Origin of the sequence: Bulleidia sp. zg-1006, from assembly GCF_016812035.1 — a bacterium.
GTDB lineage: Bacteria > Bacillota_I > Bacilli_A > Erysipelotrichales > Erysipelotrichaceae > Bulleidia.
In genome coordinates, this window is the sequence record NZ_CP069178.1 from 153181 (window position 1) to 176690 (window position 23510).

At 37.3% G+C, this 23510-nt stretch carries 19 protein-coding genes; 18 read left to right on the top strand and 1 reads right to left on the bottom strand.

From position 1 onward, the window contains the following. Window positions 1–2 precede the first annotated feature (2 nt). The 11 genes from JOS54_RS00775 to rlmH all read left to right on the top strand — a co-directional run bounded on the left by JOS54_RS00775 (window position 3) and on the right by rlmH (window position 14489). Entirely contained in the window at window positions 3–1331 is a 1329-nt protein-coding gene (locus JOS54_RS00775) for an APC family permease (RefSeq protein WP_203245187.1), read from the top strand. Window positions 1332–1355: 24 nt separating this feature from the next. Next, window positions 1356–3047, top strand: coding sequence for an FAD-dependent oxidoreductase (locus JOS54_RS00780; RefSeq protein ID WP_203245188.1), 1692 nt, complete (start codon window positions 1356–1358; stop codon window positions 3045–3047). A gap of 668 nt (window positions 3048–3715) precedes the next feature. After that, window positions 3716–6577, top strand: a complete 2862-nt coding sequence (locus tag JOS54_RS00785; RefSeq protein WP_203245189.1) for an LPXTG cell wall anchor domain-containing protein — start codon at window positions 3716–3718, stop codon at window positions 6575–6577. Window positions 6578–6893: 316 nt separating this feature from the next. After that, window positions 6894–7772 (top strand): DUF2232 domain-containing protein, encoded by an 879-nt coding sequence (locus JOS54_RS00790; protein ID WP_203245190.1) that lies wholly within the window; start codon window positions 6894–6896, stop codon window positions 7770–7772. A 5-nt stretch (window positions 7773–7777) separates the two neighbouring features. Beyond that, the gene (locus JOS54_RS00795) at window positions 7778–9757 is read left to right on the top strand and encodes a DHH family phosphoesterase (protein ID WP_203245191.1); all 1980 of its coding nucleotides are present in this window, start codon (window positions 7778–7780) and stop codon (window positions 9755–9757) included. Continuing rightward, a complete protein-coding gene (gene rplI / locus JOS54_RS00800) occupies window positions 9729–10175 on the top strand; it encodes a 50S ribosomal protein L9 (protein WP_203245192.1) in 447 nt (148 codons plus the stop codon). The genes JOS54_RS00795 and rplI overlap by 29 nt, the downstream gene beginning before the upstream one ends. Next, a complete protein-coding gene (dnaB, locus tag JOS54_RS00805) occupies window positions 10175–11542 on the top strand; it encodes a replicative DNA helicase (RefSeq protein WP_203245193.1) in 1368 nt (455 codons plus the stop codon). Before rplI ends, dnaB begins: the two co-directional genes overlap by 1 nt. Then, the gene (locus tag JOS54_RS00810) at window positions 11539–13029 is read left to right on the top strand and encodes a peptidoglycan DD-metalloendopeptidase family protein (RefSeq protein ID WP_203245194.1); all 1491 of its coding nucleotides are present in this window, start codon (window positions 11539–11541) and stop codon (window positions 13027–13029) included. The genes dnaB and JOS54_RS00810 overlap by 4 nt, the downstream gene beginning before the upstream one ends. Beyond that, window positions 13026–13826 carry an MBL fold metallo-hydrolase gene (locus JOS54_RS00815; protein ID WP_203245195.1) on the top strand — a complete coding sequence of 267 codons (801 nt, stop codon included), beginning with the start codon at window positions 13026–13028 and terminating at the stop codon, window positions 13824–13826. Before JOS54_RS00810 ends, JOS54_RS00815 begins: the two co-directional genes overlap by 4 nt. Continuing rightward, window positions 13768–14013 (top strand): hypothetical protein, encoded by a 246-nt coding sequence (locus JOS54_RS00820; RefSeq protein WP_203245196.1) that lies wholly within the window; start codon window positions 13768–13770, stop codon window positions 14011–14013. The genes JOS54_RS00815 and JOS54_RS00820 overlap by 59 nt, the downstream gene beginning before the upstream one ends. Beyond that, on the top strand, window positions 14013–14489 hold the full coding sequence (gene rlmH / locus JOS54_RS00825) for a 23S rRNA (pseudouridine(1915)-N(3))-methyltransferase RlmH (RefSeq protein WP_203245197.1): 477 nt from the start codon (window positions 14013–14015) through the stop codon (window positions 14487–14489). Before JOS54_RS00820 ends, rlmH begins: the two co-directional genes overlap by 1 nt. 266 nt (window positions 14490–14755) lie before the next feature. Here rlmH and JOS54_RS00830 read toward each other — a convergent pair whose 3' ends face one another. Next, window positions 14756–15241: a ferritin gene (locus tag JOS54_RS00830; protein ID WP_203245198.1), complete on the bottom strand. Its 486-nt coding sequence runs from the start codon at window positions 15239–15241 to the stop codon at window positions 14756–14758. 170 nt (window positions 15242–15411) lie between these two features. Between JOS54_RS00830 and JOS54_RS00835 the strand changes: the two genes are divergently transcribed. The 7 genes from JOS54_RS00835 (at window position 15412) to eno (ending at window position 23282) form a co-directional block, all read left to right on the top strand. Next, window positions 15412–15678: an HPr family phosphocarrier protein gene (locus tag JOS54_RS00835; RefSeq protein WP_203245199.1), complete on the top strand. Its 267-nt coding sequence runs from the start codon at window positions 15412–15414 to the stop codon at window positions 15676–15678. Between the two features lie 57 nt (window positions 15679–15735). Beyond that, entirely contained in the window at window positions 15736–17421 is a 1686-nt protein-coding gene (locus tag JOS54_RS00840; RefSeq protein ID WP_203245200.1) for a phospho-sugar mutase, read from the top strand. Beyond that, window positions 17418–19208, top strand: coding sequence for a DUF885 family protein (locus tag JOS54_RS00845; protein ID WP_203245201.1), 1791 nt, complete (start codon window positions 17418–17420; stop codon window positions 19206–19208). The genes JOS54_RS00840 and JOS54_RS00845 overlap by 4 nt, the downstream gene beginning before the upstream one ends. Further along, a complete protein-coding gene (locus tag JOS54_RS00850; protein ID WP_203245202.1) occupies window positions 19201–19854 on the top strand; it encodes a uracil-DNA glycosylase in 654 nt (217 codons plus the stop codon). The genes JOS54_RS00845 and JOS54_RS00850 overlap by 8 nt, the downstream gene beginning before the upstream one ends. A 119-nt stretch (window positions 19855–19973) precedes the next feature. Next, window positions 19974–21152 (top strand): phosphoglycerate kinase, encoded by a 1179-nt coding sequence (gene pgk, locus JOS54_RS00855; RefSeq protein WP_203245203.1) that lies wholly within the window; start codon window positions 19974–19976, stop codon window positions 21150–21152. Between the two features lies 1 nt (window position 21153). Next, window positions 21154–21906, top strand: coding sequence for a triose-phosphate isomerase (tpiA, locus tag JOS54_RS00860; RefSeq protein WP_203245204.1), 753 nt, complete (start codon window positions 21154–21156; stop codon window positions 21904–21906). A 26-nt stretch (window positions 21907–21932) separates the two neighbouring features. Continuing rightward, a complete protein-coding gene (eno, locus tag JOS54_RS00865; protein WP_203245205.1) occupies window positions 21933–23282 on the top strand; it encodes a phosphopyruvate hydratase in 1350 nt (449 codons plus the stop codon). Window positions 23283–23510: the final 228 nt, after the last annotated feature.

Consider the following 23510-nt stretch of genomic DNA (forward strand, 5'->3'; position numbering starts at 1 on the left):
TGATGAATAAAAAATTAAGATACATTGATGTTCTTGGTTTGGTAATAGGAGCCATTATAGGCTGGGGCTCCTTTACTCTGCCGGGCACAAAGTTTTTAAAAGAAGCGGGTGTAATCAATACCTTTATAGGACTTTTGATTGGAGGTATTTTTATCATGGTGATACAAAATGCTTATCACATCATGCTGGAAAGTCATAGAGAAGATGGTGGAGAATTCACTTATACCTTAAATCATTTAGGCAAGGTACACGGCTTTGTAGTAGGATGGTCCTTAAGTCTTTGTTATTTAAGTATGGTTCCGTTAAATGCGGGCGCCTTTGTGCTTCTTCTCCGTGAGATATTTGGGTCGAAGATGGACTTTTTATATCTGTATTCCATTTCAGGTTACCCAATATACCTTACGGATGTGCTTGTGATGTCAGCCGTGATTCTGTTGTTTGGCTTCATCAATATCCAAGGATTAAAAATTAGCACTAAGGTGCAGAATGTTATGAGTATTCTTTTAGCCATGATTGTATCGGTGCTTCTCTGCCTTATGTTTATGAAAAGCGATCTACAGGCTTTTCATCAAAACTATGTGGGAAATTACCACTTCTCTCTAAAGGAGATTTCTAAAATTATTGCGATTGCTCCCTTTTTGTTTGTGGGATTTGATGTAGTGCCACAGGTTTCAGAGGAGTTGGGTTTTAAACCCGAAAAGTCTACCTTACTTGTAGGGATTTCGGTGCTGGTTGGTATATTTCTCTATGGTGCTTTAAATACTATAGCTGGACTAGGCTTTTCACCAGATGTAGCAGTGAAAACACATTGGGCTGTAGCGGATGCCGTGATTCATATTTTAGGGAAAACAGGATTTTATGTCATGTTGATTGCCTTGGCGGCTGCAGTAGTAGGTGGAATCAATGGCTTTATGATTGCGGCAAGCAAACTCATTGCCAGTCTTTCCCGAAGAAAGCATCTTGGGGAAAGATATGGTATAAAGAATAAAAAAGGGGTACAACCTTATGCCATTATCTTTGTTTGTGCCATTAGCCTTATTGGCGCGTTTATAGGCAGAAGAGTGATTATTTACATTGTGGATATGGCGAGTGTTCTGGCTGCGGTAGCCTATATGTATGTTAGCTTTATCAGCATTTCCTTTGCGAAAGGGAAAGTAGAAAAAGTTTTAAGTGTACTATCTGTGCTGATTTCCATAGGTTTTATTGTACTCTTGGTGTTTCCAAGATCTCCCGCAAGACTTTCAAAGGGAGCCTTTATCAGTCTGATTTTGTGGGTGTTTTGTGGTGTTTTGGTATATCAATTTCAAACTAGAAAAAGAAAGAATTCATAGTATAGTATAGAAAAGGAGGAAAGTATGAAAATTGTAATTGTAGGTGGTGTAGCGGGTGGAGCCGGTGTTGCTGCAAGAGCAAGAAGAATCGATGAGACAGCGGAAGTCATTATGTTTGAAAGAGGAGAAAATGTATCCTTTTCTAACTGCTGTTTGCCTTTCGCTTTAAGTGGGGTAGTGGATAACAGTGATAAGCTAGTGCTCATGAATCCGGACGAGTTTTGGAATAAATACAGAATTAAGGCGCTAGTAAAGCACGAGGTTACAGAGATTATTCCGAGTAAAAAAGAAGTGAAGGTAAAAAATCTACTTACAGGAGAATGCTTTATGGAGAGCTATGATAAGCTTGCTCTTGCACCGGGAGCGAATGCTATTTTACCATCTTCCATCAAAGGAATTGATAGAGAGAATGTTTTTGTTGTGAAAAATGTTACTGATATCAAGAGAATCGAAGCTTTTGTTGCTAAAAAGAAGGTAAATAAGATAACTGTTGTTGGTGGAGGGTTTATTGGTCTCGAAGTAGCGGAAAATTTCCAAGAAGCGGGAAAAGAAGTGAATCTCGTGGAAGGTTTACCACAGGTCATGAAGCCTCTTGATGAGGACATGGCGCAAATTCTCCATAAGGAAATCATTGATAACGGCATTCAACTTTATTTGGGAAAGACCCTGACCGAAGTGAAAGAGGGAGAGGTTGTTCTTTCCGGCGGAGAGCGCCTTCCGGCAGAATTAGTCATTATGGCTATTGGTGTTACACCGGAAACGAAGCTCGCAAAGGATTGTGGAATCAAACTCGGAAAGACAGGAGCTATTTTAGTAAATTATAATTATCAGACTAATTATCCCGATATTTATGCTGTGGGAGATGCTATTGAAGTGACAAATAGACTGACGAATGATAAGACTAGACTCCCACTTGCAGGTCCTGCACAAAGACAGGCAAGAGCTGCTGCTGATCACATGTTTGGAGAAACACATAGTAATAGAGGAGTGATTGGATCCAGCTGTATTCACCTCTTTAATCTTAATGTGGCAAATACCGGCTTAAATGAGAAAGATTGTCAGAAGTATGGCTATAACTATGATTTTGCCTACACCATTCCAGCAGATAAGGTCAGTCTTATGCCGGAATGCAATCCACTCTTCTTTAAGCTGATTTATGAAAAGCCTACAGGAAGAATTTTGGGAGCCCAAGCTGTTGGAAAGGGAAGTGTAGATAAGAGAATTGATGTGATTGCGGCTATGATTAGCATGAATGCAACATTAGAGGATTTAAAGGAACTAGAGCTTTGCTATTCTCCTTACTATTCTACGGCTAAAGATGTTGTTAACCATACCGCCCTTGTAGCGTTGAATCTTTTACATGAGAAATTCAGACAGGTTCCGGTTTACAAGGTTAGAGAGTTGGTGGAGAGCAATGCATGCATTATTGACGTGAGAGAGGAAAGTGAGTTTGCAAAAGGGCACCTCATTAATGCGGTGAATATTCCCATGTCCCAGTTTAGAGAGAGACTTTCTGAAATCCCGAAGGATGTTCCGGTCTACTTGCATTGTCGCTCCTCACAACGTAGCTACAATGTGATTTGTGCTCTACAGAAGCTCGGATATACGAATCTCTATAATATTTCCGGATCCTATCTCGGTATTAGCTTCTATGAGTATTACAAAGATAAAGCGGAAGGCAGAAAGCCGATTGTAACAGAGTATAATTTTGCTTAATAGTAGGCGTTATACTCAAAAATATAATTAGGAATAGATGAATCATAGCTTAATCCTAATTATCAATACAATGAAACATAATATAAAATAACAAAGGGTAGAAAGAGTAGATGAGAGTAATGTCTCTAAGTTTACAATTTCTATCTTTTTTTGTAAATGCAAAATACATTATACCTAATTGTAGATGATGATTATTTTCATAATTGGTTCTAAGTCAACTAGGGGATAAACCATAGACAAACAAATTCTTAGTAGACAACGTTTTGCAAGCCTTATCCTATGTCGCACAAGTAGAGCGAAAAAAGTACCCATCAAAGACAAACGGAAGGTATAAAAGAAGCCAAAGAAAAGTGCCAAGTTTGGTAAACCAAAACAAAAACTTCCGAAAGATTTTTACGAAATCGTAACATTATGACAAAACGATAAAATCAACCGTAGAGAAGGCGCTAAACATTTAAAAATAAGCCATTCAACATTTTCAAGAAAACAAATAAAGATACTAAAATTATATGTTTAGTAAAGATTGGGTAAAGGCGAATAGTCCCTAGAAGTATATTGTGGTATACTTAGCTTGGCAATGTATATTCTTGTGGTGATTATTGTCATAACAGAAATATATTGAGTAATGAAGTGTCTTTAATTACGACAGGAGAAAGGAAAAGAAAATTATGAAAACTAAGTTAGGTCATAAGATTACTTCCGTGTTTGTAGTTCTTATGATAGCGTTAGGTATGCTGGTTCCTTCAGCAAGTATTGTTCATGCTGCGAAGGAATTAGAAATTGCAAAGCACACAAGTGTTAGTGGGACAGTTAGTGGTGTAACTGGTTCAAACCAAGGTACTTACACAGGTACATGGACCGCAAAAGTTCCTATGGCTGATGTTATGGCCGCTTTTGAAGAAGATATGAAGTTTCAAGCAGACCACGGTTATTTCCCATGGGATAAGGAAACGGTCAGCACAAGTGCTTCTGTTTACTATAATGTTACATTCCCGGAGAATGTGACAATTGGGACACCCGTTGCAAATAGTAAATCAGAAATGTTCCCTAATTCAACTGTAACAAGCACAGTATCGGGACAAAAAGTTTCATTTAAATTTAAGCTCATAGATTCAAACTGGGCAGATATTTTAGAGGCTTATAAGAAAGATAAGGCTGCCGGAACAGAAAATAGAACAATCGATGTTGCAATTCCATATACTGTAAAAGCCAACAGTAAGAGTGAAGCGGAAAGTTTTGATTCAAAAAAGATTATGGGGCAAGGAAACTTTTCGTTCTATCCAAGTAAATCATGGGGCAAATGGGGCGTGGGGCTTCAAACCTTCAATTCAGATACTTCCTCGCTTCCTTTAACGAAAGATTTTGCGAAGTCAGATGTTTTCAAGGTACAAGAAGGAAATGTGACATATACAGTTGATTTGCCTGCTGATTTGAAGTTGGGTGGTAACACAGGCAACCAAGTTATCACAAAGAAACGTGATGACAACATGGATTTTGAAGGTGTTATTAATGCTAAGACCATCAAAGAGCAAATGGCTAATATTGAAAGTCAATACCAAGCAGAAGCGCAAAATATTAAATTAGAAAATTTAAGCACTTCTTTCACAGCAAAATTGAACCTACCAGAACAACTAAGTTTCACCGCACAAAATCCAGTTTTAAGTGGTGCGAATGGTTCTTTTGAAATTGAAAGTACAACTTTAGAAAATAATGCTAAGACAGCAGTGGTTAAGTTTAAATTAAAGAATGCTAATCAGATTACGAATTTTGCGCAATTAAAAGAAGCTGTTAATAAAGTAGAAGATGAATTAAAAGTAACTTTTAAGACAGCTAAGTTTAATGGGAATGCCCAAGCCGATACCGACTATGAAGTGACAGGCAGTATTGCAGGTAGTCTCAAAGCTAAGGCAACGCACACTGTTTCAAATAAAGTTATCAACTTTGACTTGAAGTGGAATGGTAAGCAAACCGATGAAGGTAAGAGTGAAAGTAATCCTAATGCGATTGCTCTATCTGTTAAATGGCAAAACCCAACGACTGGTAATATTACGGAAACCGGTAAGTTACAGGGTGATTTATTAGCCAATGATGATACGCAACATGATAAGGTACTTGAATTTAAGAAGAGTGATGTCTTTAAAGTAACCGGTTTATTAGATGTTTCACCAATTAAGAAGAAAATTCATAATCTTGAAGCTCATTACAATATGGCTGGTAATGCTAACAATATTTCTGTTGAAAACATGAAGAATGAATTCACGGCGACAATGGAACTTCCGGAAGGGCTCCAATTTGTGAATAACATTGAAGATAAAGTTTCTTTGGTTGGAGCTAATGGCAAGTTTAAGATTTCGGAAGTGAAATTAGTGGGAAAGAAATTAACAGTTAAGCTTGTATTAACAAATCCAGTGAATAATTTCCAAGAACTAAAGGATGCTGTTACTGCGGTGGATAATCAACTTAGGGTAGATGTGAATGGTGTCACTTTTGCGCCAAGCGCTACTAAGGGTACTAATTATACAATTAGAGGTAATGTTTCCGGTTTATTCAGTGCGAAAGCAACCAATACAGTAACTGGGAAGGTGATTAATTTTAACTATAAATGGTTAGGTGAACAATTGGATGGTGGTGAAGATTTCACTGATTCTACAACAAACGATATTAAGTTAACGGTTAAATATACAAAGGGTTCTGAAGGAACTTATGAAAAGACAGAAAAATTATCCGGTGATATCTTAGTCGGTAATGAAACAGAGCATGATAAGGTTTATGAAATAGCGAAAGATGAAACAGTCAATTTTGTAGGTTCTTTAGATGTTTCAACTGTTAAGAAACAATTACGAGATATTGAAACGTTATACAACAAAACGAGTGTTAATCCAAATGGTATCGCTTTGGATAATTACAGTTCAACATTTACTGCTAAGTTAACGCTTCCAAAAGAAATGGATTTCGTAACTCATCCAACGGTTACACTTTTGAATGATAATGGTAAATATAAGATTGTTAATACGAAGTTTGATGGTAAGACAGTGACTGTTACCATGACTGTTACGAAGGAAGTTCGAACATTCGCTGATCTTCGTGATGCTGTGTTAGGTATGGAAGATAGGTTGAATGTGGTTGTTAGTGGTGCTAAATTTAATGCAAAAGCTAAGCCAAACACCAATTATACAGTGAAGGGTATGATGCAAGGTAACTTAAAGGCTGATGCTTTGGATACCGTAAGTGGTAGTGTCGTTCATTTCAAGCTGAATTGGATGGCTGAACAATCTGCTGAAGGAGCTGACTTCATCAATCCGACAAGTAAAGATATTACTTTCACGTTGAAGTACAGTGAAAAACCAGCTAAACCAATATTAGGGAAACCAGCTAATCCAATATCAGGGAAATCAGTTAATCCTAATAATCCTAAGATGCCTGATACCGGTGATTCAACGAACATTTGGATGTTGGTAGGATTACTTGGAGCCGCTTTGGTTAGCTTAGGTGTTGTATTTATGATATTGAAGAAAAAAGATAAAAAGTAAATAACTCTTGGAAACACTCCTTATGCTAGATGAAACTAGGATGAGGGGTTTTATTTTCAAAAAATATTGATGGAACAGCATTTATGAAAAAATTTATGGCATGGATATTAAAAAAGTAGTTATCGCAGACCATTTCATAAAATTTAAGAGGATAAAAATAGCATAAAATTTCATGGTATTTTCCATAAATGTATATTATTTATATTTCCGTTTTTTAATGACTTTATATGTAATAACAGATACTTTTGGTAGAAATATAAATTTCTTTAATGCTCTCTTTTTTCTTTGTATTCTACATTGTGTTACAATGAATTGAATGAAAAAAGCAACTTTACAAACGACAGAAGGAGCTATGATTTTAGCGATGATGGGAGTATTTCTCCTGATTGATCGGCAATTAGCTGGAGGTTTATCGTCCATCTTTGCTTTTGTGATGCCATTACCAATGGCGGTTTACACTCGAAAACATGGTGAGAAAGCAGGAATCATTGTCTTAATAGCAGCCTTTTTCTTGAATGTCTTATTAGTCAGTCCTTTGTCCTTATTCTTGGTATCGGCAGAAGAAGTGATTGGTTTTTTCTATGGCTATTTAGCCAATAAAGGAAATAGCTTTAAACAAATTCTTTGGAAACTAATGGTAGTTGGTGTTGTGGTACAATTAATCGATTTCACCATTTCATTAAAAGTCTTCGGAATTAGCCTTGATCAACAAAGCCAAGAAATGGCGGAATTATTCCCATCTTTAACAAGGATGTATCAACCATCAGTTTTGAAGAATCTTGTGTATTTAAGTTCTATTTTGCTAGGCATCTTACAAGCCTTGAGTACCTGTTTATTATCACAAATTCTTTTGAATCGCTTAAAAATTGCAAGCCCTGCTTTTGAACGTTTTAACAAACAAAGGACAAAACCTTTATATGGTTATTTAGCTTCATTTGCGACCATCCTTTTTGTCTATCTAATGCGTCAACCATTGCAACAAGAATTACTGCAAATGTTAGGATTAACCATTGGTTTGCTTGGCTTTTTATACCTACTTTTCTGGGGTTGTTTAACAGTAAGCATTTGGTTGATGCGTTTTCATTTTCCAAGAATGGTATCGGTTTTATTGGTGTTAATAGTGGCTTTTTTATTAAGCTATGTCATCGTATTGATAGGGATGGTTTCCGTCTTCTATCCAAAAATTAGGGGATAAGAATTATGAAAGAAAAGTTATCGCAAATACAACGAATAGCCGCCATCATCATGGGGATTGAACTACTTATGGCGATTGCCCTAGGTGTATTCGTTAAAATCAGTGTTTGGCCAATGATGTTAGTTTTGATTGCCGAAGTGGTTCTTTTGGTTTGGTGTTTCGATTACCTTGAAAAAAGTTCTTTAGAGGAAACCACCACCATTGAACATGTCTTGGGTAAATCAGCTATGAATGGTTATCGCCTAGCGAAGTTAGGTATGATTGTCTATGATGAGAACTATGTCATTATTCAAATGTCTGATTTATTTAAAGATTTAGGAATTGACCGTATTGGCTATAAATTATTAAGTTGGTTACCAGAAGCGAATGATTTATTAAGTGGCGATGCGGATATTAGTTATGTTAGTCTGGATGGAAGAATCTATGAATTAACTCGTCAAGAAGATGAACCAATTATTTTCTTTAAAGATGTGACGGATTTGCATGAATTAAAAAATCAATTAAAACAAGAAAAGATAGTGGTTGCCTTAGCCAACTTTGACAACTACGAAGAAAGTACCTTGTATGCGGATGAAGGGGATATTGCTTTCGTTAATGCCGGTATTCGTACCCCATTGAATGTTTATGCCCAAGAACATAAGATGTTTTTACGCCGTTTAAGTAATAATCGTTACCTAATGGTTTTAAATGAACAAATCTATGAAGAATTGGTGGAAGATAAATTTTCTATTTTAAGAACCATTCGTAAAGCCGCTAATGCAGTAGATGTATCCATCACCCTATCCATGGCTTTTGCGAAAGGAACAACGGATTTCTTGGAATTAGATGAAATGGTCACCAAGTTATTAGATTTAGCCCAGACTCGAGGGGGCGATCAAGTAGCTATTCAAACTAAAGGTGAAGAAGTCCAGTTCTTTGGTGGTTCTTCAGAAGCAACGGAAAAACGTTCTCGGGTACGTGTACGTGTGATTTCTCATGCCCTTCGTGATTTAATTCTAAATAGTTCAAATGTGATTATTGCAGGGCATAAAGATGCGGATTTTGATTGTGTTGGCTCGGCTTTAGCACTTGCTAAAATGACCATGTCTTTAGGCAAGGATACTTCGATTATTACCAAAACAGGTGGTTTAGAAGAAAAAGTTGGAGCGGCTTTAGAAGAACACCTTACTGAATTTGAAGAAGAAGGTATTCATTTTGTTTCTGAAAATGAAGCTTTGAATGAGCTTCGCTCTGAAACATTGGTCATTATGGTTGATCACCATAATGTACAACAATCCAATGGTTCTAAAGTAGAAGAACAAGCTAAAAAAGTGGTTATCATTGATCACCATCGTCGTAGTAGCGAGATGGGTGTTAAGCCAATTCTAATGTATATCGAAGCAGCAGCTTCAAGTGCCAATGAATTGGTTTCGGAGATGATACCATATGTGGCACCTAAGGCAGATATTAGTCCATTGGATGCCTCCTTCATGTTAGCAGGGATGATTATTGATACAAGACAATGGCGTGTGCGCACGGGTTCTCGTACTTACGATGCGGCGAGTGTCATTCGTAGTTATGGTGGGGATCCTCAAGTTGCTTATGGTTATTTAAAGGAAACCTATGAAGAGTTCCAACTTAAGAACCAAATCATGTCAAATTCCGAACGCTATGAGGGTGGAATTGTAATTTCCCTAGTTACACAAAAACGAATTTCTCGTTCAATGATGTCGCAAATCGCTGATAAGATATTAAGTGTTCAAGGCAGTGAAGCTGCCTTTGTGATTGCGAATGATGAACAAGGTCTAAGTTGTGTTAGCGCTCGTAGTAATGGGAATGTGAATGTACAAAGAATAATGGAACAATTAGGTGGTGGTGGTCATTTAAGTGCCGCCGCTGTACAAAGAAACGATATTGATATTAAAGAATTAAAAGCCCAATTGATTCAACAGATTCAACAAGAAGGAGGAAATGAGAATGAGAGTGATCTTGAAACAGGACGTTAAAAAAGTAGGTAAAAAAGGAGAAGTCGTTGAAGTCTCTGATGGTTATGGACGTAACTTTTTAGTCGCTCGTGGTTTAGCTGTTATGGAAACAAAAGCTTCTCGTGAAATTCTTTCTGAACAAAAAGAAGAGGCGAGAAAGGAATATGAAGCTAATAAAGCAAAAGCGCAAGAAACAGCGAAAGAATTAGACAATCTTGTGTTAACTTTCCATGTAAAATCGGGAGAAGGAGGTCGTATGTTTGGTTCTGTATCCACCAAACAAATCATGACTGAATTAAGAAAGCTTGGTTATCATTTTGATAAACATGTCATCTTAGATACTCATCCTATTCAAAGCTTAGGTACAACTAAAGTCCGCTTGGAAATTTTTAAGGGTGTTATTGGTACCATTTCAGTGAAAGTGTTAGGAACAAACTAATGGCTAAGAAATTACCAACTGTCCCAGAGATAGAACGAAGCTTTTTAGGGACTATTTTACTGTACCCGGAAGGTAATCATCAAGTTTTAGAAAGTTTGGAGGAACAAGATTTCTTTGAAGAAAGACATCAATATGTATTCCGTGTTTTAAAAAAGCTAAGAGAAAAAGGAATACCAAGTGAAATTCCCTCAGTTCAAGTCGCCTTGGAAGATGAAAATCTACTGGATTTAGTGGGTGGTTTCCCCTATTTATTAGAGCTACAAGAATCGGCTGTTTCGTACAATAAGCCAGAACAATTTGTGCCAATTTTAAAAGAAAAACGCATTCAAAGAGAAATGATTCAAGCCAGTGAAGCCATTGCTGAAAAAGGTTATCAAGGCGTAGTGGATGTAGGGGAATACCTGTCGGAAGCAGAGGACCATATTTTACGCATTGCTCGCTCCAGGCAAGCGGGTGACTTTAAAGATATGGTTCAAACCATGGATGAATTAAAAGATGAACTAAAGAGAAATGCGGAATTAAATACAGATATAACGGGTTATAAAACGGCATATAAGGATTTGGATCGTATGACCCATGGTCTACAAAAAGGAGATTTAATTGTTGTGGCGGCTCGTCCGGCGATGGGTAAAACAGCCTTTGCTTTAAATGTGTTAAAGAACGTTGCGAATCATAATGAAGGGGCTGTAATTATGTTTTCTTTAGAAATGGGGAATGTGGATTTAGGAAGACGTATCCTCAGTGCCGCATCGGGTATTAAATCCAATAAATTAAAATCACCAAGGAATTTAAATAATGATGAATGGAATTTATTGTATGAAGTGATGAATGACTTCAAGGCAAAGAATAAGATTTTTATTGATGATGCCCCTAATCGAAAAGTTAGGGATATGTATCAGAAGTGTCGGGAAATTAAAAAGCAACATGGTCTTAGTCTTGTGGTTGTCGACTACATTCAGTTATTATCCGGTGATCGTAGACCGGGTGAAAACCGTCAACAAGAAGTTTCAGAGATTTCGCGTGCTTTAAAAGGACTGGCAAGAGAGTTAGAGGTGCCTGTTCTTGCCCTTTCCCAATTGTCCCGTGAAGTTGAAAAACGTGAAAATAAACGACCAATGTTATCAGACTTGCGTGAATCGGGTGCGATTGAACAGGATGCGGATATTGTTATGATGTTGTATCGTCAAGCGTATTATGATAAGGCTGGAGATGAAGTGGAAAAGAAGCCGGAAGATGAGGATAAATCCGATGATTTAGAGGTAATTATTGCAAAGCATCGTAATGGTGAAACAGGAACTGTGTTATTAGCGTTCACCGGTAGTACCAATGCAATTAGCTCCGTGGATTTTCGAGGTAGCCGGCAATGAAAAAATGGGCTCATTTGTTAGTAGCTCTTGGTTTAGCTATTAGCATCACAATCTGTAGTCAAGATATTTCATCTGTGCCTTTATTTCAAACACAAAAGATGGGTGTTTTTAATCAGAAAGTGGAGTCCCTTTTCTTATCTTCAAAAGTGCAGTTGGCTTTATACCATCAAGATACTTTTGTTGGCTTTATTTCTTCTGAAGAAGTCTATCAAAAGCACTTGAAAAAGGTTTATGAAACTAAGTATGCACAAAAATATCCCCATAGTCATTGTGCTTTAGGGAATGGTTTTTATCTTTTGAAGCAGAAAGGATTTGAAAAGATTGAAAATCAAGATAAAAAAATCTTTGCGTATTTGGAAAAAAATGAAGCCTATACCTTAGAGACCAAAGTCGTTCGTTTTCTGAAAAATGGAAATGAATACGCTAGAATGTATGTGTCTTCTGAGGCTTTATACCAAAAGGCTTATCAACGCTTCTTGCATTATTTCGTTCGTGAAGAAAGCTTAAAGGATTTAAAGAAACCAGAAAGTCAATTCAAGGATTATGGAACAAAAGTAAAGTCTGTTTCTTTATCAGAAAACACAAAAATAGAAACAAGCTATGCTTTACCAAAGGATATTAAAAGTAGTGAAGAAGAAGTACTTCATTTCTTAGAGTATGGTGATTTAGAGGATAAAACTACTTATATCGCAAAGCAAGGTGATCAGCCGGATGGTATCGGCACTTTAAATGGTGGTTTAAGTGTGGAACAGTTAAAGAACTTAAATCCAAGCTTAAATACCGTTTCCGAAGGACAAAAATGGAATGTGCAATATTTCCGATCCCCATTGGAAGTGGTTGTGTATAAAGAGGTTTTAAAGAAAGAAGAAATTCCTTATCGACATGAATATATTTATGATAACTCTCTTGCGAAAGGACAATGGAAACAGATTCAAGCCGGGCATAATGGTTTTCGTAATGTTCTATATGAAGAAAAATGGGTGAATGGTATTTTAGTGAGTGCGAAGGAAATTAGTCATAAGAATGTAGAAGAAGCTAAGAATGCGTTGATTGCTATCAATAATAAGAACAATAGAGTGATAGGAACGGGTAGTTATCGAGCACCAGTGGATAATGCTAGAATCAGCTGTACTTGGGCATGTTATACAGGACACAATGGTGTTGATTTTATTGATGCTTATCAGCGTTGGGGAAAAGTCTATGCGAGTGATGATGGTACGATTGAAAAGATGGCGAAAACGGATGAATTAGGGAATTATGTGGTGATTAATCATCACAATGGCTATGAAACCATCTACGGTCATTTAAAAGAAAAAGCGATGGGACAGCTTGGTTCAACGGTTAAAAAAGGGGATGTAATTGGTTGGATTGGGATGAGTGGGAAAGCTAGCCATCCACATGTCCACTTTTCCATTCGGCAAAGAAAAACAGATAAGTTCATTAACGCATGTGATGGTTTGATGGATTGTACAGGGTATTTGAAATGATGAAGTATACATTGATTTGTTCAGGGTCAAAAGGGAATAGTTTTTATTTAGAAGATGATAGCACTCATATCCTAGTGGATTGTGGTTCTTCAAAGAAAAGAATTCTAACTGGACTTCATAATTTCGGTGCTGATGAAAAGGATTTGGATGCGGTTTTGATTACGCACAGTCATAGTGATCACATTGCGGCAGTATCAGCTTTTAAAGACTATCCCATTTATTCGCCTGTTGAATTGGAGGATATAGATGTTTTCTTAGTCGATGCGGATAAATCCTTTACAATTGAAACCCTTCGAATTATGCCTATTGCTTTATCACATGATGCAGGCAAAACAGTTGGCTATGTCTTTGATAATGGCATTGAGCGTTTATTGTATATGACCGATACCGGTTACTTAAATGAAAAGTATTTTTCTTATTTAAAAGGGATGGATTATATCATTATTGAAAGCAACCATGATGTTGAAATGTTGATGAAAACCCATCGTCCTCATTATTTGAAACGAAGAATATTGGATGATGAGGGACACTTAAATAACGAAGATTGCGCAACAATATTGGAAAGAATTGTAACTGCGAATACAAAGTATATTTGGTTGGCACATTTATCCCAAGAGGCCAATACACCGGAACTGGCTTTAAGGACAACAGTGGAGACGCTAAACAGAATGGGCTTAGAGAATACCATTCAAGTCGCTGCCGCCGAACAATTTCGAGCTTTACAGAAAGGGGGAATGGATGAAGAAATGGATTTTGGTAATTATTGCGCTACTGTTTGTATGGAATCTCGTTTTTAGTTGGAAAGTCTTTTTAGACCATCATTCACGTACCATTCCTACTTTAAATAGGGCAAGACAGAGTAAAATTGATGATGTGGGTGTTCTAGTGGTGGATAGTCCAAAAGATTCTTTGTTTAAAAAGGAAATAGTATCCATTTGTCAATTCGTCGTGTGGGTAAAGAAAGTGCTATTTGGTGATGTTTAATGATACGCATAATTGTGGTTGGTAAAGTCAAAGAGGCTTGGATGCGTTCGGGTATTCAAGAATATTTAAAACGTTTGTCTGCCTATGAAAAAATAGAAGTGGTTGAGGTCAATGATGAAAAAGCACCAGAGTCAAACTCCAATGCGCAAAATGATGAAGCCAAGAAAAAAGAAGGTGCACGCCTTCTAAAGAAAATCAAAGATCAGGAATACGTGATTTTATTGGATTTAGCCGGAAAAATGAAAAGTAGTGAAGAGTTATCTCGTCAATTAGATCAGCTTTATACACAAGGAAAAAGTCAAATTTGTTTTGTGATTGGCGGTAGTTTGGGCTTTAGCTCAGAAGTGATTGCTAGAGCGAATGATCGTTGGTGTTTATCTTTATCTACTTTTCCGCATCAGTTAGTTCGTATTCTTCTCTTAGAACAAATCTATCGTAGCTTTCGTATTTTAAATCATGAACCTTATCATAAATAAAAGACTTCTTCTTGGGATGAAGTGAAGCCAATCTCTTGTTAAGCAGAAAAATTTTTATGTGAAGAAATAGTATAAAAATTAAGAGGAGTAGCGAACAATATCTCTGAGTATCTTCGGTTCGTAGTTTTATAAACATTAATAAGGGAAGAGAAAGAATCATATACAGGCAAAAGTCCCCTTTCCGGATAGTACGTTCAATACCATTTTAAGGAAGGAGACTTTTAATTTTATAGGATACCCTACGGGAAGGCACATTTCCTTTTTATTTATCTGCGTAATAAACTATTGTTGAAAGAGTAAAGAGCAGCTTTATCATCCTTAACAAATTCATAGGTTTGTAAATTGTTAGAAGCATTGTCTTCTTCTTCCACTTGTTCCTTAACAAACCAATTCAAGAATTCTTGGGTTGCGTAATCCTTTGTTTCAACAGATTCGGTGTAAATGTCATTGATTGACTTAGTGATGAATTGTTCATGTTCTAAAGCTAATTTGAATGGTTCACCTAAATTTTTGTAGTCATTATGGATACCATCAATAGTCGCATAGATTGGACGAACGCCGTTTTCTTGTAGGTAAGAAATAAACTTTTCAGCGTGTTCTACTTCTTCGGCGGCTTGTTTAACAAACCAATGAGCAAATCCTTTTAAACCCTTATCTTCATAAAAAGCGGCTAAATCTCGGTAAAGATAAGCAGAATAAAGTTCCTTTGTGACTTGAGCTTGTAGTAAATCGGTTACTTTCTTATTTAACATATTTCGTTTCCTCCTAGATACATATGTGTCTTCATTGTATCTTAGAGATAAGAAAGTTCAAATCATATACTCTTATTTTGATTATGAAATCGCTTAACTTTCGATTGCAACGAAAAATAAAAGGGTATAAAATGACAATGTAATAGTTAGAACGTTAGGAGGAGTTTTACATGAAGGAAATTACAGTTATGGTCATTGATCCGGTTGGGTTACATGCACGTCCTGCTACCGTAGCCGTTAACGCTGCAAGCAAGTTTAAGAGTGAAGTTAAAGTTTCTTATAAGGGACGTACAGTGAATATGAAGTCCATTATGGGTGTTATGTCTTTAGGTATTCCTACACAGTCGGAGATTACTGTTTCTTGTGAAGGTGATGATGAAGAATTAGCCGCTAAGACAATCGAAGACGTATTGCGTGCGCAAAAAGTAATTGCTTAATTAAGAATTCGAGAAGGGGCTTTATGCTCCTCTTTTTTTAGATAAGGAGGGAATTGTATGAATGTGGAATACGGTCGTTGGTGCCAACAAGATTTAGAGGAATTAGATTTGGTTGAAGAGTTACACGAAATGGAAGGTCAAGAAGATGTGATTGAAGACCATTTTGGTAAGTCTTTAAGCTTTGGAACAGCCGGGTTAAGAGGCGTTTTAGGAGTTGGTACAAATCGGATGAATCGATTTGTGGTGCGTCAAACCACCCAAGGATTAGCGAATTATGTTCAGCAAATCCAAAATCTAAAAGTAGCGATTAGTTACGATACCCGCTTAAAAGGATGGGATTTTGCGAAAGAGGCGGCTTCGGTATTAGCGGCGAATGGTATTCATGTTTACTTATATAGTGCGGCGATGCCGGTGCCAGCTTTATCCTTTGCGACGCGTTATTATCATTGTGGAGTTGGAATTATGTTGACAGCCTCTCACAATCCAGCGACTTATAATGGCTATAAAGTGTATGGCGGCGATGGTTGTCAATTAACAGATGAAGGGGCTGCAATTGTTTACAAGGAAATTCAGAAGACCGATATTTTCAGGGATATTAAGAAGATGTCATTTGCGAAGGCTGTGCAAGCCGGTTTGGTTGAGTTTGTTTCTGAAGAATGTATAGAAGCCTTTTATCAAGCCATTCTTTCTCAACAAGTGCGTAAAGATGCAGTGAAACAATCTGGTTTGCGGTTGGTGTACAGTGCTTTGAATGGAACAGGATTAGTCCCGGTTTGTGAAATTTTAAAACGAGTTGGTATTCAGGATATTTATTTAGTCAAAGAGCAAGCGTATCCAAATGGTTATTTTTCAGCTTGTACGTATCCAAATCCAGAAAAGAAAGAAACGATGGAGTTGGGGATTGCTTTAGCCAAGAAAAAAGAAGCTGACCTTGTTTTAGCAACGGATCCAGATGCGGATCGTGTGGGAATTGCGGCACGTTTGGAGAATGGAGAATACAGATTGATTAGTGGCAATGAAATGGGTGTTCTTCTTTTGGATTATTTAGCCAAGAGTAAAAAAGAATTAGGTATCTTAGTGCCCCAATCCGTTGCCGTTCGTTCTATCGTATCGACACCTTTGGCAGATGAAGTGGCGAAAGAGTATGGTATTGAATTACGCCATACCTTAACGGGTTTTAAATGGATTGGCGACCAAATTCATCATTTAGAAGAAAAAGGAGAAGAAGAACGTTTCTTATTTGGTTTTGAAGAAAGCTATGGGTATTTATCAGGAACTTATGTGCGTGACAAAGATGCAGTTGTGACCAGTATGTTGATATGTGAAATGGCGGCTTATTATCGCTCTATTGGTTCTTCTATTATGCAAGCTTTACAAGAAATTTATCAGAAACATGGATATTATTATTCTAAGGTAAATAGTTATGAGTTTACTGGATTTAAGGCAATGGAAAGGATGGCAGCTATTATGAGCCATCTTCGTGAAAATCCATTGCTTATGGTGAACGGGGAAAAAGTGGTGGATATTGTGGATTATCAAGCTGAAACAGGTCTACCAAAAGCCAATGTCCTTTCGTATCGTTTTGAAACAGGAACTCAAGTTATGATTCGCCCATCCGGTACAGAGCCAAAATTAAAGATTTATCTTACAATTGTTGGTGAGAATGAAACACTTGCTAAACAAAAGGCAGTTCCATTCTTAGAAGAACTGCAACAACAACTTCATCTAGGGGAGCAATCATGAGGATTACGCGAAATAAATTAATAATCTCTTTATCTTGTGCATGGATGGCAATATCACTTTTGACACCGGTCAAGGCTGAGCAAAGCTTTCGTGATTGGGAAATGAAACAATTCAAGGATAGTATGGAAGAAGATTATATGAATCTTCATTTCTCTGTCAAAAATCCGGCGAAATATGGTATCCAAGTCAAAGATATTTCTCTTGGTAAAGCACCCAGTCGAAAAGAATATGAAAAAGGCTTAGAAGAAAATAAGAAGTCCTTAGAAGAATTAAAACAGTTTGATCGTTCTAAACTAAGTGAACAAGAAAAAGTGGATTATGATGTATTGAAAGACTATTTAGAGGAAAGTGGAAGCCAAAATTTCTATGATTTTCAATTTCATTTTTTGCCACAATCCGGCTTGGTGACGAATTTAACAACAAATTTTACTGAATTTAAAATTAAAAATGAAGAAGATATTAAAAACTATCTTAAGGTTTTAGAAAGTGTTCCATCTTATGTGGATGGGGCTTTGACGATGACCAAGGACCAAGCCGGTCGTGGTTTCTTTATGAGCGATAAAGCCTTGGATGAAACAATCTCACAAATCAATAAGTTTGTTAGGAAAAAGAAAGATAGTGCTTTAATTCTTACTTTCCATGAAAAAGTGAGAGCTATTAAGGGTTTATCTAGTGCAAAAAAAGCCGAATATGAAAAGAAGAATCGTGAACTTGTTTTGCAAAGTTACATCCCTTGTTATGAAAAGATTCGTAAAGAATTAGGGGCACTTCGTGGTAGTCGTAAAGGGAAAACGCTTTATGATATGAAAGGTGGATTGACGTATTACAGTCATTTATTACGTCAGAAATCGAACAGCAAGGGAAGTCCTAAAGAAATCTTTGGTGTTGTTGATAAGGCTTTGGATAAAGAAGTTCAATCGTTAGTATCGGTAGCGATGTCTTCAAAGGAAAGTGAAGTAGAAGAAAAACTGCCTCCAAAAGACCCAACCGCTATTTTAGAAGGACATAAGAAGAACTTAGAAAAGCTATTTCCTACTCCTGCTAAGGTACAGTACAAGGCTAGTTATTTGGATCCATCGGTAGCGAATGATGGAGTTGTGGCTTATTATTTAAATCCAATGATCGATGATATTCAAAATAATGTAATTCGTATCAACAAAAAAGCCGTCAGCAATACTAATGAAATGTATTCAACCTTAGCCCACGAGGGCTATCCCGGTCATTTATATCAAATGACTTGGTATTTAAATACCAATCCGCATCCAATTCGTTCAGTGGTTAGTCATATTGGTTATAGTGAAGGCTGGGCTATGTATGTGGAAGATGCCATGTGGCAATTTTCCGGTATGAATAAAAAAGCAGTGGAATATAATCGTTCTTTAACGAATATCAACTATATGCTTTCAGCAGCGATTGATATTGGTGTTAATGGTCTTGGTTGGAAGCAAGAAGATGTTGTCAGCTATGTAAACAGCAAAGGATTAAGCGGAGATGTAGCGAAGAATCTATATGATGTTGTGGTGCGTGATCCGGCGGCTTATGTACCTTATGGAGTTGGTTTAGCTCAATTTTTAACAATGAAGTACAAAGTGGTTGAAAAACTTGGTGTGGGTTCTTTAAAAGAATTGCACGAAGTATTCTTAAAAAATGGTGATCGTCCTTTTTGGATGGTGGAAAAAGATGTAGAAGATTTCTTGATCAAAAAAGGTGTTCAAAAAGAAATTTCTTTCAAGAATTTTATTCGAGATTTGATTCAAGGTTTTCAGGAGCTTATTTTAAATGGCTAAAACAAAAGCTTGGAATGGTTATGTAGCACAAGAGCTTAGTCATCCAAACTATCAGCATCTCCATGAATTTGTTGCGGAAGAATATAGTCATCACGCTATTTTCCCACCATTAGATGAAATCTTTCATGCTTTTGATTTATGTCCTTTTGACCGGATTAAAGTTGTCATTTTAGGTCAAGATCCTTATCCAACAAGAGGGATGGCACATGGATTAGCTTTTTCAGTGAAAGAAGGTAGAAGTCTACCAGCCAGTTTAAAAAACATATTTCAAGAAATTCAAAGTGAATATGGTTATCAACGTCAAAAAGGGAATTTGCAAGATTGGTCGAAACAGGGTGTCTTTCTTTTAAACGCCATTTTAACTGTCCGAGAAGGGCAACCATTAAGCCATCAAGGACAAGGATGGGAAGAATTTACGGATACAGTGTTACAGAAGATTAGTGCTGAAAAGGAACATGTGGTGTTTGTACTTTGGGGTAGACAAGCACAAGCGAAAGAAAGGTGGATTGACCATCAGAAACATCTGGTATTAAAGTCAGCTCATCCATCTCCTTTATCGGCGCATCGAGGTTTCTTTGGTTCAAATGTTTTTCGTAAGGTGAATGAACAATTAGAACAATGGGGTTATGATTCAATTCAATGGTAAAAAGCGGTTCTTAGGGAATCGTTTTTTACATGAAAAGGCTTACACCCAGAAAGTCAATGAAAAGGATAGAAAGCCTTGAAAACTTAGTGATATAATAAACAAGTAAAAGGAGGATAACCATGGCAAAGGTTACGGTTAAAGACTTAGAGGTAAAAGGAAAACACGTCATTGTTCGTGTTGACTTCAATGTACCTCATAAAGATGGTGTTATTACGGACGATAATCGTGTTCGTGCAGCATTACCTACCATCAATTATTTAACAGAACAAGGTGCAAAAGTATTATTGCTTAGCCATCTTGGAAAGGTGAAGACAGAGGAAGACAAAGCGAAGAATGATATGTCTATCGTGGCAGATTGTCTTGCAAAGCTTCAAAGTGCTCCAGTCAAATTTGTGAATGCGACTCGTGGTGCTGAAGTGGAAGAAGCAGTGAAGAAACAAGAAAATGGTTCCATTGTCTTGATGCAAAATACACGTTATGAAAAGGGTGAATCCAAAAACGATGAAGAGCTTGGGGCTTATTGGGCTTCTTTAGGGGATTTGTTTGTGGAAGATGCGTTCGGCTCTGTTCATAGAGCACACGCTTCAACCGTGGGTATTGCTAGTCATTTACCTAGTGCTTTAGGCTTCTTGGTTGAAAAAGAAGTAAACGTATTAGGCAAGGCAGTCAATGATCCTCAACGTCCATTCGTCGCTATCTTGGGCGGTGCCAAGGTATCGGATAAGATTGGTGTTATTGAAAACTTATTGAAGATTGCCGATAAGGTTCTTATTGGTGGCGGCATGTCCTATACATTTGCGAAAGCCAATGGCGGTGAAATTGGAACTTCTTTATTAGAAGAAGATAAGATGGATTTGGCAAAGGAATTCATGGCAAAGAGTCATGGTAAATTATTCTTACCGGTGGATACCGTTATTGCAAACGATTTCTCAAATCCAACGGAAATCAAAACGGTTGAAGCAGGTTATATCCCTAGTGATTTCATGGGCTTAGATATTGGTCCTAAGACGGTTGAATTATTCAAGAAAGAATTAGAAGGTGCTAAGACAGTATTCTGGAATGGTCCTATGGGGGTATTCGAAGATGAACGTTTCGCTAAGGGAACCATCGCTATCTGTGAAGAATTAGCCGGTTTGGAAAACGCTACAACGATTATTGGTGGTGGGGATTCCGCTTCGGCCGCTAAGAACTTAGGATATGCAGAGAAGTTCAGCCATATTTCAACCGGTGGTGGAGCATCACTTGAATATATGGAAGGAAAGGAGTTACCGGGAATTGCGATTATTCCTGAAAAATAAAATGACTAGAAAACCGATTATTGTTGGTAACTGGAAAATGAATAAGACACCGGTTGAAACAGAAGCTTTTGTGCGAGCCATTGAAGCTACTTTAACAGGTGATGAAAAGGCCGATTATGGTATTGGCGCACCATTTGTGGATTTGGATGTGGCTGTTCGCAATGCGAAGCATTTAATCATTGCGGCTGAAAATTGTCATGAAAAGGACAATGGTGCTTATACTGGTGAAGTATCTGTTCCGATGTTAAAAGCAGTGGGTGTTACTTATTGCATTATTGGTCACTCCGAAAGAAGAACTTACTTCAACGAAACGAATGAAGCTTGTGCCGCTAAGGCTAAGCGTTTATTCCAAGATGGTATTACACCTATCTTATGCATTGGTGAAACAGAAGCGGAATACGATGCTGGTAAGACAGAAGAAGTGATTAAGACACAGTTAACTGGTTCTTTAGCGAATTTAAGCGCTGAAGAAGTTTCAAAAATGGTGATTGCCTATGAACCAATCTGGGCTATCGGTACTGGTAAGTCAGCGGATTCCAATACGGCTGAATCTTGTTGTAAACTAGTTCGTGAAACCGTTTGTGCTTTATATGATGAAGTAACAGCTCAAGCTGTTCGTATTCAATATGGTGGTTCGGTAAAGCCTGGTAATATCAAGGAATACATGGCTTGTGAAAATATTGATGGGGCTTTAATTGGTGGTGCTTCGCTTAAAGAAGACTCCTTTAAAGAACTCATTGATGCAACAAAGTAATTACATTAGGATAGGAGGATATAAGAATGCCTAATTTTATTGATCCAATTGCGGAAGTATTTGCTCGTGAAGTGTTAGATTCACGTGGAAACCCAACAGTAGAAGCTGAAATCTACACAGCATCTGGTGCCTTTGGTCGTGCTATCGTTCCATCCGGTGCATCCACCGGTGAACGCGAAGCCTTAGAATTACGTGATGGTGATAAGAACCGTTACTTAGGTAAGGGGACTTTAACGGCTGTGGAAAATATCAATGAAAAGATTGCTCCGGTTGTTGAGGGTTTGAATGTATTTGATCAAGTCTTAATTGATAAAGTGATGATTGAATTAGATGGTACAGAATTTAAGAGTAATTTAGGAGCTAATGCTACTTTAGCTGTTTCTCTGGCCGCCGCTCGTGCCGCTGCTGATTCTTGCGGTCTTCCATTATATGAATACATTGGTGGCACAAACGCAAAAGTATTGCCTGTTCCTATGATGAATGTCTTAAATGGTGGCAAGCATGCAGACTCGGCTTCAGATTGTCAAGAATATATGATTATGCCTGTAGGTGCTTCCAGTGTTCACGAAGCGGTTCGTATGGGTGCTGAAACTTTCCATGCTTTGAAGAAGGTATTGAAGAAGTATGGTTACAACACATCAGTTGGTGATGAAGGTGGTTACGCTCCATCTACCATTGCCGGTAATAATGGTCCATTAGAAACATTAGGAAATGAAGGTCCATTAGAATTGATGGTTGAAGCTGTTAAAGAAGCTGGATATGAATTAGGCAAGGATATTTGCTTTGCAATGGATTTAGCCGCTTCTGAATTCTATGATTCGGAAAAGGGTAAGTATGTCTTAGCTCGTTCCGGTGAAGGTGAAAAGTCTTCCGAAGAAATGATTGAAATGTTAGAAAAATGGGTTGAAAAGTATCCATTGATTTCTATTGAAGACGGCTTAGCAGAAAATGACTGGGACGGTTGGGTTGAATTAACCAAGCGTTTAGGTGAAAAGGTTCAATTAGTTGGTGATGATTTATTCGTTACAAACACAACTTACATCAAGAAGGGTATTGAACTTGGTGCTGCTAACTCGGTATTGATTAAGGTAAACCAAATTGGTACATTAACAGAGACATTAGATGCGATTGAAATGGCTAAGGAAGCTAAGTATACAGCTGTTGTTTCTCACCGTTCCGGTGAATCTGAAGATAGCACTATCGCCGACTTGGTTGTTGCAACAAATGCCGGTCAAATCAAGACTGGTTCTCTAAGTCGTACAGATCGTATTGCGAAGTACAACCAACTGATGAGAATTGAAGAAGAATTAGATGGAGTGGCTCAATACCGTGGTAGAAAGGCTTTCTACAACGTTAAAGCTGTTTCTTCAAAATAAGTTTTTATCAAGGAAGAAGATTTCTCATTTGAAATCTTCTTTTTTATTTGATTTTTCAAGCTTGGTTTTTAAAATTTAAAAATTCTTAAAAAACAATCCTACTTTTATTAAAAAATATCATTTGCAATTAATGTTTCAATTTATAGATTAAACTTTAAGACATCATTTTGGTTAGACTTCAAGACTAAAGTATGGTATATTTGGGCTGAATTGAAAGGAGTGAAAAGC